The 16,475-nt window shown below is 51.9% G+C and carries 16 protein-coding genes; 10 read left to right on the top strand and 6 right to left on the bottom strand.

All coding sequences use genetic code 11. The features are described from left to right. The first annotated feature begins 4 nt into the window (after positions 1 to 4). From EBAPG3_RS15485 to EBAPG3_RS13405, 4 genes are all read left to right on the top strand, one after another. Positions 5 to 379, top strand: a complete 375-nt coding sequence (locus EBAPG3_RS15485) for a type ISP restriction/modification enzyme (protein WP_004179488.1) — start codon at positions 5 to 7, stop codon at positions 377 to 379. Beyond that, positions 372 to 860, top strand: a complete 489-nt coding sequence (locus EBAPG3_RS13395; RefSeq protein WP_004179489.1) for a hypothetical protein — start codon at positions 372 to 374, stop codon at positions 858 to 860. Before EBAPG3_RS15485 ends, EBAPG3_RS13395 begins: the two co-directional genes overlap by 8 nt. 114 nt (positions 861 to 974) lie before the next feature. Continuing rightward, positions 975 to 1,364 (top strand): SirB2 family protein, encoded by a 390-nt coding sequence (locus tag EBAPG3_RS13400; protein WP_040852886.1) that lies wholly within the window; start codon positions 975 to 977, stop codon positions 1,362 to 1,364. Between the two features lie 547 nt (positions 1,365 to 1,911). Beyond that, positions 1,912 to 4,242, top strand: coding sequence for a penicillin-binding protein 1A (locus tag EBAPG3_RS13405; RefSeq protein WP_004179495.1), 2,331 nt, complete (start codon positions 1,912 to 1,914; stop codon positions 4,240 to 4,242). A gap of 44 nt (positions 4,243 to 4,286) precedes the next feature. Here the strand turns inward: EBAPG3_RS13405 and hemB are convergent, their stop codons facing one another. From hemB to EBAPG3_RS13425, 4 genes are all read right to left on the bottom strand, one after another. Beyond that, positions 4,287 to 5,294, bottom strand: coding sequence for a porphobilinogen synthase (gene hemB / locus EBAPG3_RS13410; RefSeq protein ID WP_040852888.1), 1,008 nt, complete (start codon positions 5,292 to 5,294; stop codon positions 4,287 to 4,289). Between the two features lie 134 nt (positions 5,295 to 5,428). Next, the gene (gene yihA, locus EBAPG3_RS13415; protein ID WP_004179498.1) at positions 5,429 to 6,121 is read right to left on the bottom strand and encodes a ribosome biogenesis GTP-binding protein YihA/YsxC; all 693 of its coding nucleotides are present in this window, start codon (positions 6,119 to 6,121) and stop codon (positions 5,429 to 5,431) included. A 48-nt stretch (positions 6,122 to 6,169) separates the two neighbouring features. Beyond that, complete coding sequence (locus tag EBAPG3_RS13420; RefSeq protein WP_004179503.1) at positions 6,170 to 6,958, bottom strand: type III pantothenate kinase; 789 nt, start codon at positions 6,956 to 6,958, stop codon at positions 6,170 to 6,172. A 32-nt stretch (positions 6,959 to 6,990) separates the two neighbouring features. Continuing rightward, entirely contained in the window at positions 6,991 to 7,980 is a 990-nt protein-coding gene (locus tag EBAPG3_RS13425) for a biotin--[acetyl-CoA-carboxylase] ligase (protein WP_004179504.1), read from the bottom strand. 160 nt (positions 7,981 to 8,140) lie between these two features. Between EBAPG3_RS13425 and EBAPG3_RS13430 the strand changes: the two genes are divergently transcribed. From EBAPG3_RS13430 to EBAPG3_RS13450, 5 genes are all read left to right on the top strand, one after another. Then, the gene (locus EBAPG3_RS13430) at positions 8,141 to 9,856 is read left to right on the top strand and encodes a glutamine--tRNA ligase/YqeY domain fusion protein (RefSeq protein ID WP_081607291.1); all 1,716 of its coding nucleotides are present in this window, start codon (positions 8,141 to 8,143) and stop codon (positions 9,854 to 9,856) included. A gap of 316 nt (positions 9,857 to 10,172) precedes the next feature. Next, entirely contained in the window at positions 10,173 to 10,499 is a 327-nt protein-coding gene (gene trxA / locus EBAPG3_RS13435; RefSeq protein ID WP_004179508.1) for a thioredoxin TrxA, read from the top strand. Between the two features lie 152 nt (positions 10,500 to 10,651). Beyond that, entirely contained in the window at positions 10,652 to 11,911 is a 1,260-nt protein-coding gene (gene rho, locus EBAPG3_RS13440; RefSeq protein ID WP_004179512.1) for a transcription termination factor Rho, read from the top strand. A gap of 264 nt (positions 11,912 to 12,175) precedes the next feature. Continuing rightward, positions 12,176 to 12,400 carry a 50S ribosomal protein L31 gene (gene rpmE / locus EBAPG3_RS13445; protein WP_004179516.1) on the top strand — a complete coding sequence of 75 codons (225 nt, stop codon included), beginning with the start codon at positions 12,176 to 12,178 and terminating at the stop codon, positions 12,398 to 12,400. 254 nt (positions 12,401 to 12,654) lie between these two features. Next, positions 12,655 to 14,136: a M48 family metalloprotease gene (locus EBAPG3_RS13450; RefSeq protein WP_040852856.1), complete on the top strand. Its 1,482-nt coding sequence runs from the start codon at positions 12,655 to 12,657 to the stop codon at positions 14,134 to 14,136. A 91-nt stretch (positions 14,137 to 14,227) separates the two neighbouring features. Here the strand turns inward: EBAPG3_RS13450 and EBAPG3_RS13455 are convergent, their stop codons facing one another. After that, positions 14,228 to 14,887, bottom strand: a complete 660-nt coding sequence (locus EBAPG3_RS13455) for a glycerophosphodiester phosphodiesterase (protein WP_004179520.1) — start codon at positions 14,885 to 14,887, stop codon at positions 14,228 to 14,230. A gap of 70 nt (positions 14,888 to 14,957) precedes the next feature. After that, complete coding sequence (locus tag EBAPG3_RS13460; protein ID WP_040852858.1) at positions 14,958 to 15,788, bottom strand: alpha/beta hydrolase; 831 nt, start codon at positions 15,786 to 15,788, stop codon at positions 14,958 to 14,960. Positions 15,789 to 15,863: 75 nt separating this feature from the next. Between EBAPG3_RS13460 and ppa the strand changes: the two genes are divergently transcribed. Continuing rightward, positions 15,864 to 16,412 carry an inorganic diphosphatase gene (ppa, locus tag EBAPG3_RS13465; RefSeq protein ID WP_004179524.1) on the top strand — a complete coding sequence of 183 codons (549 nt, stop codon included), beginning with the start codon at positions 15,864 to 15,866 and terminating at the stop codon, positions 16,410 to 16,412. Positions 16,413 to 16,475: the final 63 nt, after the last annotated feature.

The raw sequence follows: 16,475 nt of genomic DNA on the forward strand, positions 1-16,475 counted from the left end.
AACCATGCTGCGTGGCGTCCCGGCGGACGCCTGGAACTATAAACTCGGCAACCGTTGCGCACCGGAATGGGTACTCGACCAATACAAGGAAAGAAAATCCAAGGACCCCACCATTCGCGAGAAATTCGATACTTATCGCTTTGCCGATTACAAGGAAAAGGTGATCGATTTGCTCAAACGCGGCCACAGTGAGCGTGGAAACGATGCGTATAACAAAGGCGATGAAGCAGGCGGCACGATGATTACCGGACGGATCGGTGTTGATGCATCGCCGCTATTGAATTCCGTGGATGAACCAGAGTCCAAGGCGGAGTGTGTCACTGCAAGCGGGATACGCGGGACAAACGAGCAACGTAGGGGAGTTACCTGTTATGGATGATTTCGCATTTGCCAGAGTGCTCCATGTGCTGGGTGTGGTGTTGTGGATAGGCGGTGTGGCGATGGTCACCACCGTATTGATTCCCGCTATGGCACAAATGAAATCGGCATCTGAACGCAAGGAATTTTTCAGCCGTGTCGAAAGCCGCTTCGCGCCCCAGGCGCGCTTCACCACACTACTCGTCGGCTTGAGCGGCTTCTACATGGTGCATATACTCAATGCATGGAGCCGTTTCGCTGAATTGCGCTTCTGGTGGATGCATGCCATGGTCCTGGTATGGGTGATGTTTACCTTGATGCTATTCGTGGTTGAACCCTTTGTGTTGCGCCGGCAGATTAATAATACGGCGGACCACGACGCAGGCAAGACTTTCGCGCGGATGCGGCGCATGCATTGGATAATGCTAAGCTTGAGTCTGATCGCCGTCGCCGGAGCAGTGGCGGGTAGCCACGGCTGGATGCTGCCCGGGGAGTCATCCTAATGCGGCGTGGTAGCAGACTCACCAAAAAAGTGAAGATCAAATGAGACGGAAAATCATTACACGTCATTGTGTTAAACCGACAAATGAGTGATCAACCGCCATATTCAGGATAACATGAGCTACGCGGCATTAAAAATGATTCATGTCACCAGCGTAGTCATCAGCTACATGCTGTTTTCCTTGCGTGGCGTGTGGATGATGCAGGGATCCGCTGCGTTGCAACAACGCTGGGTAAAAATTACGCCGCACATAGTGGACACCATGCTGCTGACCAGCGCCATCGCACTGGCCATCATGATTGACCAGAATCCGGTAAATAACGCATGGCTGACCGCCAAAGTCACGGGCCTGCTGCTTTATATCGGACTCGGCATGATGGCGTTGAGATTCGGAAGAACCCGCAAAGCGAAGATTTTTGCATGGATCGCCGCTCAACTCGTTTTTTTCTATATCGTACTGGTCGCCTTGACTAAAAATCCTGCCGTATTTCCCTTTACGCCATAAGCGGCGAGCCCAGGCCGGACTCCCGATTTTTAGCACGGATGGTTCATAAATCCGCGTGATGATTGCGCTGGATACTGTTTTTCAGGGAGACTTCATGGAAGAACGATGTCGTTTTCATAGCCCGCCTGAACAGGATTTCCATACGAAACAAAAGACCAGCGAGGAGGTGTGAATTTATGAAACATTCGGGCCAGCAACCAGAACCATATGTAACGTGTTATTTTCAGCGATTACTTTATAATCCCACATCCGGCAGTTGACCACTTATTAGCCGGTTTAGCATGATATTGGCAGAAAATTTTGGTATCAGCTGATTTTAACTTTTGGATGAGTCCGCTACAGGATAGATTGCGCTTCACTCTGTCCAGCTACCGGCTTCAGGATAACTGCACGCATTCACTGTGGCAACATCAAAAATAAGCACAATGGAAGAGTTTCAATTCCGCCGGCCGCTTTCGACCCTTATACTTTTTCCGCTCAGGATTGAAATTGGCTCCTTATAATTCCGGATATTCATTTTGACGCTCTCCTTCAACATTCAGCCCACATGCTAACCCGCTGGTGGGTTTATCTGATCGCCGCATTTTTTGCGGTAGGTCTGCTTGGCATTCTACTGGTAGGCTTCGCGGCACTGGTCACTTTTCCCACACTTCCTTCACTTGAAGCATTAACCGATTACCGTCCCAAAATTCCCTTGCGCGTCTACAGTGACGAAGGTCTCCTGATCGGAGAATTTGGCGAAGAGCGCCGCCAGGTGATTAAAATCAGTGCGGCGCCAGAGCGCCTGAAACAGGCGATCCTGGCAGCCGAGGACGACCGGTTCTACCAGCATGGCGGAGTGGATTACATTGGCATACTGCGCGCTGCTTATTCCAATTTCGCTTCCGGCGGCGTGCGCCAGGGGGCCAGCACCATTACCATGCAGGTCGCACGGAATTTTTTCCTGACCAAGGAAAAAACCCTGACCCGGAAATTCAGCGAGGCTTTACTTGCATTCAAGATCGAACACAGTTTGAGCAAGGATGAAATTCTTGAACTTTACTTCAACCAGATTTATCTCGGGCAACGTGCCTATGGTTTCGGCGCGGCGGCACAGGTCTATTTTGGCAAAACCCTGAATGACATCAATCTCGCTGAAGCGGCTATGCTTGCGGGTCTTCCCAAAGCACCCTCTCGCTTCAACCCGGTGGTCAACATCAAGCGCGCAAAAGCACGGCAGCTTTACGTACTCCGGCGCATGCACGATCTGGGCTATATCTCCAATCAGGAATTCAAGGAAGCGGAAAAACAGCCGATGCATGTCAAGCGCGACTTGCAGGAATTCACCATGCGCGCCGATTATGTGGCGGAAATGGCGCGCCAGGCGATGTACGAACGCTATCAGGAGGATACCTACACCAAAGGTTACAAAGTCTATACGACGCTGAAAAAACTGGATCAGGAAGCCGCCTATAAGGCCGTGCGCCAGGGCGTGATGGATTATGACAGGCGCCATGGCTACCGCGGCCCCGAGGCAGTTATTGACCTAACCAGAAATGGTTCCGAGCGGGAGGAAATACTGGAAGACGCGCTCCAGGAGGTATCCGACAGCGGCGATATTCACGCTGCCGTAGTTCTGGCTGCTGACCCAAAATTTGTCAAGGTATACCGCAGGGGTGGAGAAATCATCGAAATTACCGGTGATGGTCTCAAGTTTGCAGAGAGATTTCTTACCGGCAAGGCTGGCTCCAAGCCGCAGAATATCCGTAGGGGTTCCCTGATCCGCATATGGAAGAACGAAAAGGGTGGGTGGCAAATTGTGCAACTTCCCCAGGTCGAAGCCTCGCTGGTTTCAATAAATTCGCGAGATGGAGCGATTCGCGCCATGGTGGGCGGGTTTGATTTCAATCGAAATCAATTCAACCATGTCACACAGGCGTGGCGCCAACCGGGTTCCAGCTTCAAACCTTTCATCTATTCCGCCTCCCTTGAAAAGGGTTTTACGCCAGCGACCGTCATCAATGATGCGCCGCTCTTCTTTACCGCCGCGGAAACAGGAAGCGAGGACTGGGAACCGAGAAATTTCGACGGCAATTTCGAGGGTCCATTACGCATGCGCGAAGGGCTTGCCAAATCCAAGAATCTGGTGTCGATTCGTATTCTCCAGGCGATTGGTGTCCAGTATGCACAGGATTACGTCGCCCGCTTTGGCTTTGACCCCAAGCAGCATCCTCCCTATTTGCCGATGGCGTTGGGTGCCGGATCGGTCACACCAATGCAAATGGCGGTGGGATACGCAGCATTCGCCAATGGAGGTTTCCGCGTCGCGCCCTATTTCATTAAACGCATCGAGGACGTGAAAGGCAACATACTGGAACAATCGGAACCGGCATTAGCGGTGGAAAAAGCAAAACAGATCATCGATCCACGCAACGCTTTTCTTATGACCAGCATGATGCAGGATGTGATCCAGCGAGGCACCGCGACCAAAGCAAAACAGCTGGGCCGCACCGACCTCGCAGGGAAAACAGGTACTACCAATAATCACGTCGACGCGTGGTTTTGTGGTTATCAGGCCGATCTGGTCGCGATCGCCTGGATCGGCTTCGATACACCCAGACCGCTGGGTAATAAAGAAACGGGGAGCCACGCCGCTTTGCCCATATGGATGAATTATATGGCCAGGGCGTTAAAAGGTGTTCCAATGGCGGCTTATACGCCTCCGCCAGGCATTGCCACAGCTAAAATCAATCCCGTGACCGGCTTGAGAGAAGCGGGAGGTACGATGACGGAGTATTTCCTGGAGGAGCAGTTACCACCGGAAGCGGATAGTGTGAATGTGGTGGATGAAGCGATCAAGTCTGCCGAGGACGTAATAAAAGAATTCCTCGCTCATTAAACTTAAGCATTGCGGCACGCTTCCAGTTGCCTGTTTTCCCGCAATTACTCTCTCTGCTTGAGCCATCCCGCCACATCCATCGCGTAGTAGGTCAGTATGCCATCCGCGCCCGCTCGCTTGAAGGCCAGCAGGGATTCCAGAACGCAGGTTTTTTCATCCAGCCAGCCGTTTTGTGCGGCAGCCTTGAGCATGGCGTATTCTCCACTGACCTGATAGACAAAAGTGGGCGCGCCGAATTGGTCCTTGACTCGCCGGACAATATCGAGATAGGGCAAACCAGGTTTTACCATCACCATATCGGCCCCTTCTTCCAAATCCAGCCCTACTTCCCAAAGCGCCTCGTCTGAATTGGCCGGGTCCATCTGATAAGTGTATTTATTTCCCGTACCCAGGTTGGCGGCCGAGCCCACCGCATCGCGAAACGGGCCATAGAAACTGGAGGCATATTTTGCCGAGTAAGCAAGAATGCGGGTGTGAATGCACTTACGGCTTTCAAGCGCGGATCGGATTGCGCCGATGCGGCCATCCATCATGTCGGAAGGCGCAACGATGTCCGCACCGGCTTGGGCATGCGTCAGCGCCTGCTGCGCCAATACGGTCACAGTTTCCTCATTCATTACATAGCCGTTGGCATCGATCAACCCATCCTGGCCATGACTGGTATAAGGATCGAGCGCCACGTCGGTGATAATACCGAGCTCAGGAAAGCGTTTCTTCAGCTCACCTACAACGCGGGGTACGAGTCCCATTGGATTGACGGCCTCGGCGGCGGTAAGGCTCTTCAGACCAGGCTCGATCACGGGAAAAATAGCCATCGCCGGTATACCGAGTTGCAGACACTTTTCCGCCCGGTACATGAGCAGATCCAGACTTTGCCTTACCACTCCCGGCATTGAAGCTACGGTTTCCTCCTGTTTCTCTCCATCCAGTACAAATACAGGGTAAATAAGATCATCCGGGCGCAGGTGATTCTCACGCATCAGACGGCGGGAGAATTCATCGCGGCGCATGCGGCGCATTCTTTTCTGTGGAAACCGGCTAAATACTGACATGATCAACCTAAAAAAATAATAAATCAGATAAAAAATTAAATATGGGGAACTTGTACCCAAATTTTCTATCTTATTAGCAGACGGTGTTTAATTGTCTCCCGCTTTTCCTCCCTGAGCGGGTACCTTAATCCCTATTAAGGTAGTTTGCCCCCGGTTTTATTCCCCTTTAACCGGGGGCTTTTTATTTTCGTTCTCTGGCTTTGCGCAGAATTTAATTCCTGAATCAGATTTGTATCCAGTCCAAGCCAAGTACCCAGCAAGGCAGCAGCCTCTTCGACTCCTTCCCGGGTCATACTGGAAAATAATTGTACGCTACATTGCGGATATGTTTCGCGCAAGAACAACAATACATCCTTGAGTATTTTCGCAGCCTGCTGCCTGCTCAGCTTGTCCGACTTGGTCAGCAGCACATGTACCGGTTTTCCCGTTGATGCAAACCAGTTCAGCATTTGCCGGTCGAGCGGGGTCAAGGGATGCCGCACGTCCATGATCAGTACCATGCCATGGAGGGATTCGCGAGTCTGAAGATAAGTACTGAGCAGATGCTCCCAGTGCTGGCGAATTTCAGCGGGTACTTTAGCATAGCCGTAGCCAGGAAGATCAACCAGAAAACGACCGCTTCCCAATTGAAAAAAATTTATGTGCTGCGTACGTCCCGGCGTTTTGCTGACGAAAGCAAGGCGGGCGCGATTGGTAAGCGAGTTGATAGCGCTGGACTTGCCTGCGTTGGAGCGCCCGGCAAAGGCTATCTCCACTCCATCCGGCGGGGGCAACTGCCACAGCTGGTTGACAGTGGTATAGAAAGTTGTGTGCTGAAAAACGGACATATAACTCCAGATTAGCCGCAATGGCAAAAAAATGAACGCCTGACTGCCTCACTTATAATCAGGGATGCATTTTATAGCGCCGGTAGCGGCATCCATGCTATCCCGGGCAATCAATATCAGGCCTTCCAGAACCAGATTTTCCATCACGCTGACATTCAGGTTAAGTCGGGATTGCAACTGCCACGCCGCTCCGCCACAAAGGATGCAGTCAGGCACATGACCGAGAGTGGCGGTGAGTAAAGCGGCCATGCGCTCCACCGCCCCTGCGAGCGCATGCACCGCACCGCTGAATATGGCGTCGGCGGTACTGTCAGGATAGTCGCAGAACCTGCCTTCTCCAGGTTGTAGCAATGCGGTATGTTCCACCAATACGCTTTGCATCATATCAATACCTGGGATGATGACGCCGCCGAGAAACTCCCCTGTATCGGAAAGCGCGTCAACGGTCATGGCGGTGCCGGCATCCACCACCAGACAGCCCTGCCGTTGTAATTCCCACGCCGCAACCAGTGCCGCCCAGCGGTCGCTGCCGAGCTGTGCAGGATCGGCGTAGTAGTTGCGCACGCCACACTGGTAGGCAACGGCGGTAATCCATTGTGGTTCGATCCTCCAGCGGGAAAACAGCTCGGATAGATCCGCCTTCGCACCCGTACCGGCAACATGGGATACCACGATACGCGCGGGCTCCCGCAGGTCTTGCCATTCCCGCTCCAGCAGCGCCTTTTCGGTTTGTGCCGCCACTCCCAGTTTCAGCCAGCTGCTGCCATCGTGCAGCCCCCACTTGACATGGGTGTTGCCCGAATCAACAATCAGCAGAAGGGGTGAAGGGGTTGTCATATTATCCTAATTCCGGCGGTTGGGCAGGATGGTTATATCATCCTGCACAGCATGATCTCACCACTGCTGTAGCCATGAATTCCTGCCTCGGTCCGCAGCAGCAGCGATCCGTCAGTCGCTATGCCTTGGACCACGCCCTCCTGGCTTGAGCCATCGGGAAGGCTGAGTGTGACGGATTTATTTTCACATACATGGTGATCCACCCATTCTTTTTGAAACGGGGCAAAGCCCCGATACTCGAATTCCCGTAACATCGTTATGAGCTCAATCAATAGTACACCCAGCAATTTATTGCGGTCAGGCATTTCACCAGTGATGGAAAACACATCCGTTGCACCCTGATCTATACGCGCCTGTATGTTATCCGGCAATTTCAGGTTCATGCCGACACCAATCACCGCAACGGTAGGACCGAACATGTCTCCCTGCAATTCGATCAGTGTTCCCGCCAGTTTGCAGAGGCTGACCATCACGTCATTCGGCCACTTCAGCACCGCATCTTTAATTCCTGCCGATTTTAGCGCGCGTATGATAGCCACTCCGACCGCAAGGCTCAAACCCGACAGAAAACTCGCGCCTTGCTGGAACCGCCACAGCAGGGAAAAAGTAAGGCCATCACCCAGACCGGAATGCCATTGCCGCCCGCGCCGCCCGCGCCCGCGCGTTTGCAACTCGGCAGCGATCACATGAATATTGGCGTTACCGGATTCCGATACCATCGCAGCTTTTTGTGCTAACAGGCTATTGGTGGATTCGACGGTGTCCAGTACTTCCAGATTAAAATTGCGTGCTTCCTCGCCAAGATGTCTCAAAATAGTGCCCCGCTCCAACCAATGCACCGGGTCAGGCAGACGATAACCGCGACCATGCACCTTATGCACGGTCAGGCCAACTTCGTCCAGGTCGCGAAGCGCATTGGAAATGCTTGCGCGCGAGACATCCAGCCTGCGGGCAATCGTCACGCCAGAATGGAAGGCACCGTCACCCAATAGACGCAGAATGGAAAAAGTAAGGGGCTTCATGAGATCAGTGTAGTGTAAATATCCTCGCCTGTGCTAGCGCAGCCTATAGGATCATCCTCTCTAGCAAGTTTGCCAACCCCCCCCCGCATCACGATCAAAAACATATTCAGGGATTTCCTGAATACGATTACCACTATAATAGTTTGTCTGACGCATAAGAATGATATTCGGAGAGGCTGACTTGAAAGATAATCCCGCAACTATCCCTGCCACGACGCCCGTTTCCAACTTCATCCGCAACATCATTGAAGAAGACAACCGCACCGGCAAGTGGAATGGACGAGTGGAAACACGCTTTCCGCCTGAACCAAATGGCTATCTCCACATTGGACATGCAAAGAGCATATGCCTCAATTTCGGTCTCGCACATGATTATAATGGCGCCTGCCACCTGCGCTTCGATGACACCAACCCGGAGAAAGAAGAGCAGGAATATGTCGACTCAATACTCGATTCAGTCCGATGGCTCGGCTTCGACTGGGGAAAACACCTCTACTACGCTTCCGACTATTTCGACAAGCTCTATGAACTTGCCGAATGTCTCATCAGACAAGGAAAAGCCTATGTGGATAGCCTCAATGCCGAGGAGATTCGCGCGCTACGGGGCACCTTGACCGAGGCTGGCCAGAATAGCCCCTACCGTGAACGCCCCAGTGCGGAGAATCTCGACCTGTTCCGCCGCATGAAAGCAGGAGAATTTGCCGACGGCGCCCACGTTTTGCGCGCCAAGATCGACATGACCTCTCCCAACATAAACCTGCGTGACCCGGTGATCTATCGCATCCGCCGCGTTCATCATCACCGTACCGGTGATAAATGGTGCATCTACCCGATGTATGACTACACGCATTGCATTTCGGATGCGATGGAGAAAATTACACACTCGCTTTGCACGCTGGAATTCGAGGATCACCGCCCTCTCTACGACTGGGTACTGGACCAGTTGAAAGACATTGTTCCATGCCACCCGCAGCAAATTGAGTTTGCGCGGCTGAATCTCACTTATACCGTGATGAGCAAGCGAAAATTAATCGAACTGGTTGAACATGGTTTCGTCGATGGCTGGGACGATCCACGCATGAATACTCTGGCCGGCGTGCGGCGTCGGGGGTACACACCGGAGTCCATACGTCTTTTTGCCGAGCGCATCGGTGTCAGCAAAGCTGATTCATGGATAGATATGGGCGTGCTGGAAGACTGTTTGCGCGAAGACCTGAATGAACGCGCGCCCCGGCGCGTCGCCGTCCTGGACCCGCTTAAGGTCGTTATCGACAATTATCCGGAAAATGGCGAAGAGGAATGCCTCGCCCCTAATCATCCGCAAAAACTTGAGTGGGGAAAGCGCATGCTGCCATTATCGAAAATCATCTATATCGAAGCCAGCGATTTCATGGAGATTCCCTCCAAGGGTTATTTCCGTCTTTCTCCCGGTGCCGAAGTACGGTTGCGTTATGCGTATATTATAAAATGCATTAATGTCGTGAAGAATGCCAACGGAGAAATCATGGAAATTCACTGTACCTATGACGCCGATACCAAAAGTGGCACGGCGGGAGCGGAAAAGCGCAAAGTTAAAGGTAATATTCACTGGCTGTCGGCAAAACACGCGCGGCAAGCTGAAGTACGGCTTTATGACCGTCTTTTTGCACAAGCCCATCCTGATGCAGGAGGAGACTACAAGGCATCTCTCAACTTGCATTCAAAGAAAATTATCACCGCTTACGTAGAACCATCACTCAGCGAAGCTCGACCGGAAGATCGTTTCCAGTTTGAACGTCACGGTTACTTCATTGCCGACCGCAAGGATACACAACCGGGCAAACCGACGTTCAACCGTGCAGTAACATTGCGGGATTCATGGGGCAAAATCGCCTGATATCCGGTGAAACCATACGGAAAGGCTTTTACCCGCCGGAAGCCGGTGTAAAGCAACGGGGCAAGCGGCCTGCACGCCGGGATTTTTTTTATTCCGCGTATCATTGATCATAATTTGATTATGGCGGGACACTTCCCTTTCACACATTTTTTCGCTAGCATAGGCACATACAAAAATATGCAATTTTCCAGTATATAGTTTCTGTATTCTGTTATCGTATGGATCTATCCTGACCGGTTCAGACGTATAGCACCGATATACCTCCGCCTTGCCGCACATCATTAGCCGAATATATTAACCTTTGAACGAGAGCCCCATGAGCCAGCATATTCATTACGTCTCCGATGGAACATTTGAAGCTGAAGTATTGCAATCCGCCGTGCCCGTATTAGTTGATTATTGGGCGGAATGGTGCGGCCCGTGCAAGATGATCGCACCCATTCTGGACGAAGTTGCTAAAGAGTATGGGGAGCGGCTCAAGGTGGCCAAACTTAACATTGACGAAAACCAGACTACGCCTCCAAAATACGGTATTCGAGGTATCCCTACGCTCATGCTGTTCAAGAATGGCAATATTGAGGCAACCAAGGTGGGCGCGCTATCCAAATCTCAATTGACCGCTTTTATTGACAGTCATATTTAAACCGGCTACTCTTATAACATTGCCTCCCGAAAGTAAGTAAAAGCGGGATCCGATTGGATCACCGCTTCTAATTCTTGCTCTACCCCATCGCCTTCCCCCAACGTTTTCTGACGCTTTACAGCCCCCTGCCTTTTCACCCACGAATTCCGTCCATGCACTTATCCGACCTCAAGAACTTCCATGTCACCGAACTGGTGGAGATGGCCATCGCCAATGAAATAGACGGCGCCAACCGTTTGCGAAAACAGGACCTGATTTTTGCATTATTGAAAAATCAGGCGCGAAAGGGGGAGAGTATTTTCGGCGAAGGCACGCTGGAAGTCTTGCAGGATGGTTTCGGGTTTTTGCGATCGCCGGACACTTCCTATCTGGCGGGCCCCGACGACATCTATGTTTCCCCCAGCCAAATCCGGCGCTTCAATCTGCATACCGGAGATTCGATAGAAGGCGAAATCCGCACTCCCAAGGATGGCGAACGCTACTTTGCGCTGGTAAAGGTGGACAAGGTCAACAACGAGCCGCCGGAAAATTCCAAGCATAAAATTCTGTTTGAAAACCTCACGCCGCTTTTTCCTACCCAACGGCTGCTACTCGAACGTGACATCAAAGCCGAGGAAAATGTCACCAGCCGCATCATTGATCTCATTGCCCCCATCGGCAAGGGACAGCGCGGCCTGCTGGTGGCGAGTCCCAAATCGGGAAAAACCGTCATGCTGCAGCATATCGCTCATGCGATCGCCGCCAACCATCCCGATGTTATCCTGATGGTATTGCTGATAGACGAGCGCCCCGAAGAAGTGACCGAGATGATACGTTCGGTCAGAGGAGAAGTGGTTTCTTCCACTTTTGATGAACCGGCGGTGCGCCACGTGCAAGTCGCCGACATGGTCATTGAAAAAGCCAAGCGGCTGGTGGAACACAAGAAGGACGTGGTGATACTGCTGGACTCGATCACGCGTCTGGCACGCGCCTATAATACGGTGGTACCCGCTTCCGGCAAGGTGCTGACGGGCGGGGTCGATGCCAATGCATTGCAGCGTCCCAAGCGTTTTTTTGGCGCCGCGCGCAACATCGAGGAAGGCGGCTCCCTCACCATCATCGCCACCGCGCTGGTCGATACCGGCTCGCGCATGGATGATGTGATCTACGAGGAATTCAAAGGCACCGGCAACATGGAAATCCATCTCGACCGGCGTATGGCGGAAAAACGCACTTACCCGGCCATCAATGTCAACCGCTCCGGTACCCGCAAGGAAGAATTGCTCATCAAACCGGATGTGTTACAGAAAATCTGGGTACTGCGCAAGCTGCTCTATCCGATGGATGACATGGACGCAATGGAATTTTTGCTCGACAAGATCAAGGCCACAAAAAACAACGCGGATTTCTTCGATTCGATGCGGCGGGTATAGTACGCTGTATCGAAACTGATTTCTGGCTCGGTGTGAGTACGATGGTTCAGGGCATAGGCGACAATAGCTCAGGTAACTACGTCTTGCGTACCTGATCCCGGCGCTTAGTCATGCAAAACCCGCTTGATGTTACAAGCGACATTGAGTCCGATCCGCCACCTCCATATAATAACCGCATTGTTGCAACCCCTTCCGGATTAAAGGATAATATGCGCCTTTCCGTTCCGCAGCCTGCCGGACGGGTATAGATCAAGGACACGAACCATGAAAGCAGAAATCCATCCTGATTATCAGGAAATCACCGTGACCTGTAGTTGCGGCAACACGTTCCAGACCCGCTCCACCATGGGCAAGCCTTTGCATATAGAAGTATGCTCGGTCTGCCATCCGTTCTATACCGGTAAACAGAAAATCGTTGATACCGCTGGGCGGGTGGAGAAATTCCGCCAGAAATACGGCAAGAAGACGGAAAAGCAGATAACGGCTTAGCGCCATATTTCATCTGCCATTCGTATGGCAGCTACAGCAGTAATATCACCAGCCAACCAAGGGCAGCTTCAAGCTGCCCTTTTTTATTTCCTGCAACCTTTTGGTATTTCGATCGTTAACCTGAATCTGGCAGTTGGATATGTAGTGAATTCACCAAAAAGGTGAAGATCAAGTGACGCAAAAAATCTTTGTGAATCATGATGCTAATATGCTATTTAAGCAGCTGGCTGACAAGTTTAGGTTAAAATAACGCCATGAGGATCTCATCTGCATTTGAATCTATCGTTGCGTTCAGCACGATGCTTTTATTTGCGGGTTGCGCGGTAAATCCGGTTACCGGCAGCCGGAACTTCACTCTCATGTCGGAAGCCGACGAGATGAACAAGGGGCGGGAGGCCGCTGCGGAAATTCAGAAGAAATATGATAATTATGATCTGCCTACCCTCCAGAATTATGTTAATGCAGTCGGACAAAAACTCGCCAGAAAGAGCCACCGGCCGCAGCTTGAATATCATTTCACGGTTGTCGACAGTCCCCAGGTAAACGCCTTTGCCCTGCCCGGCGGTTATATTTATGTTACGCGCGGCATACTGGCATACCTTAACTCCGAAGCCGAACTGGCCGCCGTGCTGGGACACGAGATCGGGCACGTCACGGCACGTCATAGCGTACGCCAATATAGCGCTGCCACTGCCGCCAATGCCGCCGCCACTGTCGGAGGCCTGGTAGCGGGAATATTCATGCCGCAATTGGGCGGACAGCTGGCACAAGGCATTCAAAGTCTTCTGGGGTTTACGGGCAGCGTCCTCCTTTCTGGCTACGGCCGCAGCCATGAGCTGGAGGCGGATCGCCTGGGTGCCGAGTATCTCGCGCGCAGCGGTTATGATCCGCAGGCAATGATCAAAGTCATTGGCGTGCTCAAAAATCAGGAGCTATTTGATATTGAAGCCGCCAAGCAGGAAGGCCGTGAACCGCGCCGTTATCATGGCATTTTCGCCACGCACCCCGACAATGACACACGCCTGCAGGAGGTGGTTGGCGAAGCGAGCCAATACATCGAACCCGGTACCAAGGATGATCGCCGCGCGGAATTTCTGCGCCAAACCGAGGGCATGATTTTTGGCGATACCGTCAACCAGGGGGTTGTGCGAGGAAACACATTTCGACACAAGGAGATGGGCTTCATGTTGTCGTTTCCACCCGGTTGGCATGTGCGCAACAAACCCGATGAAGTTTTGGCAACCAGTCCCGGCGGGGATGCACTGATGATATTGAGCCTTTTCGATACTCCCCGCGGCTCCCCATCCGATCTTGCCCGCGAACGCTTTCGCCTTGAATCCGCCGATCAAATTCTGGCAATGACCAATAACGGCTTGCCCATCGCAGTTGTGACCTCCACGACACAGAATGGAGAGCCTTTCAAGGCAGGTGTGATTTACCATGACAACAAGGCATACCTTCTGGCGGGAAGAGGTGACTCGCGCGCCGCATTCGATCGTTACCGCACGGCGATCTCGAGCACGATTGAAAGTTTCCGTGCACTCACTGATGCGGAGCGGGAATCCATCAAGCCGCTTGAGATCAAAACCATCGCTGCCGGGAAAGGCTTGAGTTACGCCGAGCTGGCAAGGAATTCTCCCCTGGGTGTGAATGCCGAAAAATACCTGCGCTTGCTTAATGGCCAATATCCTGATGGCGAGCCGGTACCCGGTCAAAGAGTCAAAATTGTCAAATAAACGCTTCGCTTTCGGTAGGATGAGTATCAGCTTTCTTATGTGTTTTTCGTGTTTCTTTTCCACCTGAAGCGCTTTTTCTCCTGAATACAGACTATGCGTTTTGCGCCAAAAGAGGATAGTCGGTAATCACGCCATCCACACCGAGCTCCCGGCAGTAATCGTGCTCCATTTTTGTCATCGGGCCATAGACAAAATTACGAAAACCGTCGTTAGCCGCCTGCTTCAACAGACTCTCCTCCAGAACCTCGTAATCCCACACAATATGATTTACCCTCGGATTACCGTCACAATCAAAGTCGGCCAGCAGGTAATTCAGCGTCGTTGGCCGATGCGCCACCAACAGGCCGCAATTAACCAGAAGAGATGACGCGCAGATCGCAATCAGATCGTGACGGAAGGAAGTGACGACAATGCGATGACCGGCTTGGTGCTTTTCAATTACCCTGATGACCGAGGATAATGCTTTCGTTGTTTTGATCTCGATATTCCACAGGATGCCGGAAAATTGCTCCAGCGCTTCATCCAGCGTTGGTACTTCATGCCCTGCGACCCGTTCGATGTCTCTGCGAGTAAGCTCGGCCACGGCCTGTCCCGCGATAACACGATCATGCATCAACACCGGCAAACCATCAAGACTGATGCGCACATCGGTTTCGATGCCATTTACGCCCAGCGCCACCGCAGCTTCAAAAGCTGCCAAGGTATTTTCGGGAACCGCGGTGTGGACGCCACGGTGTGCTATCACTAACATGATTTATTCCAAATTTTATTCCAAATCAAATTCAATTCGTCAGACATAGTCCCCTCTCTTTATAATAAAATTATGAAGATGCATTTAAATGTGTATCAATAAACTTCCCCAATGCTTCCACCCAGTCTTCCCGCATGAAAATGAAACCACTGTTGTGGCCGCCTTGCAATTCCAGGAACTGCTTCGGCTCCGGAGCTGCTTGATATAAAGCCCGGCCATGCGCGAAGGGCACAATATCGTCTTGCGAACTATGTGCGACAAACACCGGGCATGTAACCGTCCGCAAATACTCGATCGTGGTGTAGTCGAAACGGGACAACAGACGCACCGGCAGAAAAGGATAAATTTTTGCTGCCATGTCGGGTACCGAGGTAAACACCGATGCCAGCACCAGCGCCCCCGGCTTTTCGCTCATTGCAAGCCATGCCGCCACCGCGCCACCGAGTGACTCACCAAATAGCACAATGCGGGCAGGCGGGACACCTTTTGCTTCGGTGAGGTAACGCCATGCCGCCTGGGCGTCAAGATAAGTACCGGACTCGGAAGGCGAGCCGCTGCTCTGACCATAGCCGCGATAATCGAAAATGAGGGTGTTGTAACCAAGGCGATGAAACATCAGCAGGTAGTCCATGCGATGCGAAATATTGCCGGCGTTTCCATGAAAGAACAATACTGCGCCCGCTGCGGCAGGGACAGGAATAAACCAGCCATGCAGGGTTTCGCCATCCGAGGTAGGAATTTCCACAGACTCGTAACCAAGTCCCCGGTCACCGGGTGTTTCGATGAGGTTTCTACCGGATTCCGGATAATAGATAAGGCTCGATTGAGCAAAAAATATCAATGCTGCCAACGCAGTATAGGCGATTGCAGCCATAATGGATAAACTGAACAACATACGCATGGGCGAAAATCGGATAATCTCTCAGACTCATAGTTATAATAGACATTTTTCAGCCATCACGAACAGGAACTTAATATGAATCTCGACCGGGTAAATTCTGGCCGTGACGTGCCCAATGATTTCAACGTCATCATAGAAATACCCATGAACGCCGACCCCATCAAATACGAAGTGGATAAGGAGACCGGCGCGATGTTCGTGGATCGTTTCATGTCAACGTCAATGCACTACCCGTGCAACTACGGCTATATCCCCCACACGCTGTCAAAAGATGGTGATCCGGTTGATGTGCTGGTGATTTCGCCGGTTCCGCTCATTTCCGGCGTGGTGGTACGCTGCAGGCCGCTGGGAATGCTGAGAATGACCGATGAAGCTGGTGAGGATGCCAAAGTGCTGGCTGTACCCATCGACAAGCTATGTGGCCTCTACCGCAAGAAAAAATCCTACGACGACTTGCCTGAGCTGGTGCTTTCGCAAATTGCACATTTCTTTGCTCACTACAAAGACCTGGAAACGGGCAAATGGGTCAAGATAAATGGCTGGGCGGGCGTCAAAGATGCCAAGGTGGAAATCATGAGCGGAGTCAAGCGTTATAACTCTGCCAAAAAGAAGCCGATGTTTTAAAACTTGTCGCAATGCAACATGATTATTGATTCGGCGTGCAAAGCACGTCACTATTGATTTGAG

Source organism: Nitrosospira lacus, from assembly GCF_000355765.4.
GTDB classification, from domain to species: domain Bacteria; phylum Pseudomonadota; class Gammaproteobacteria; order Burkholderiales; family Nitrosomonadaceae; genus Nitrosospira; species Nitrosospira lacus.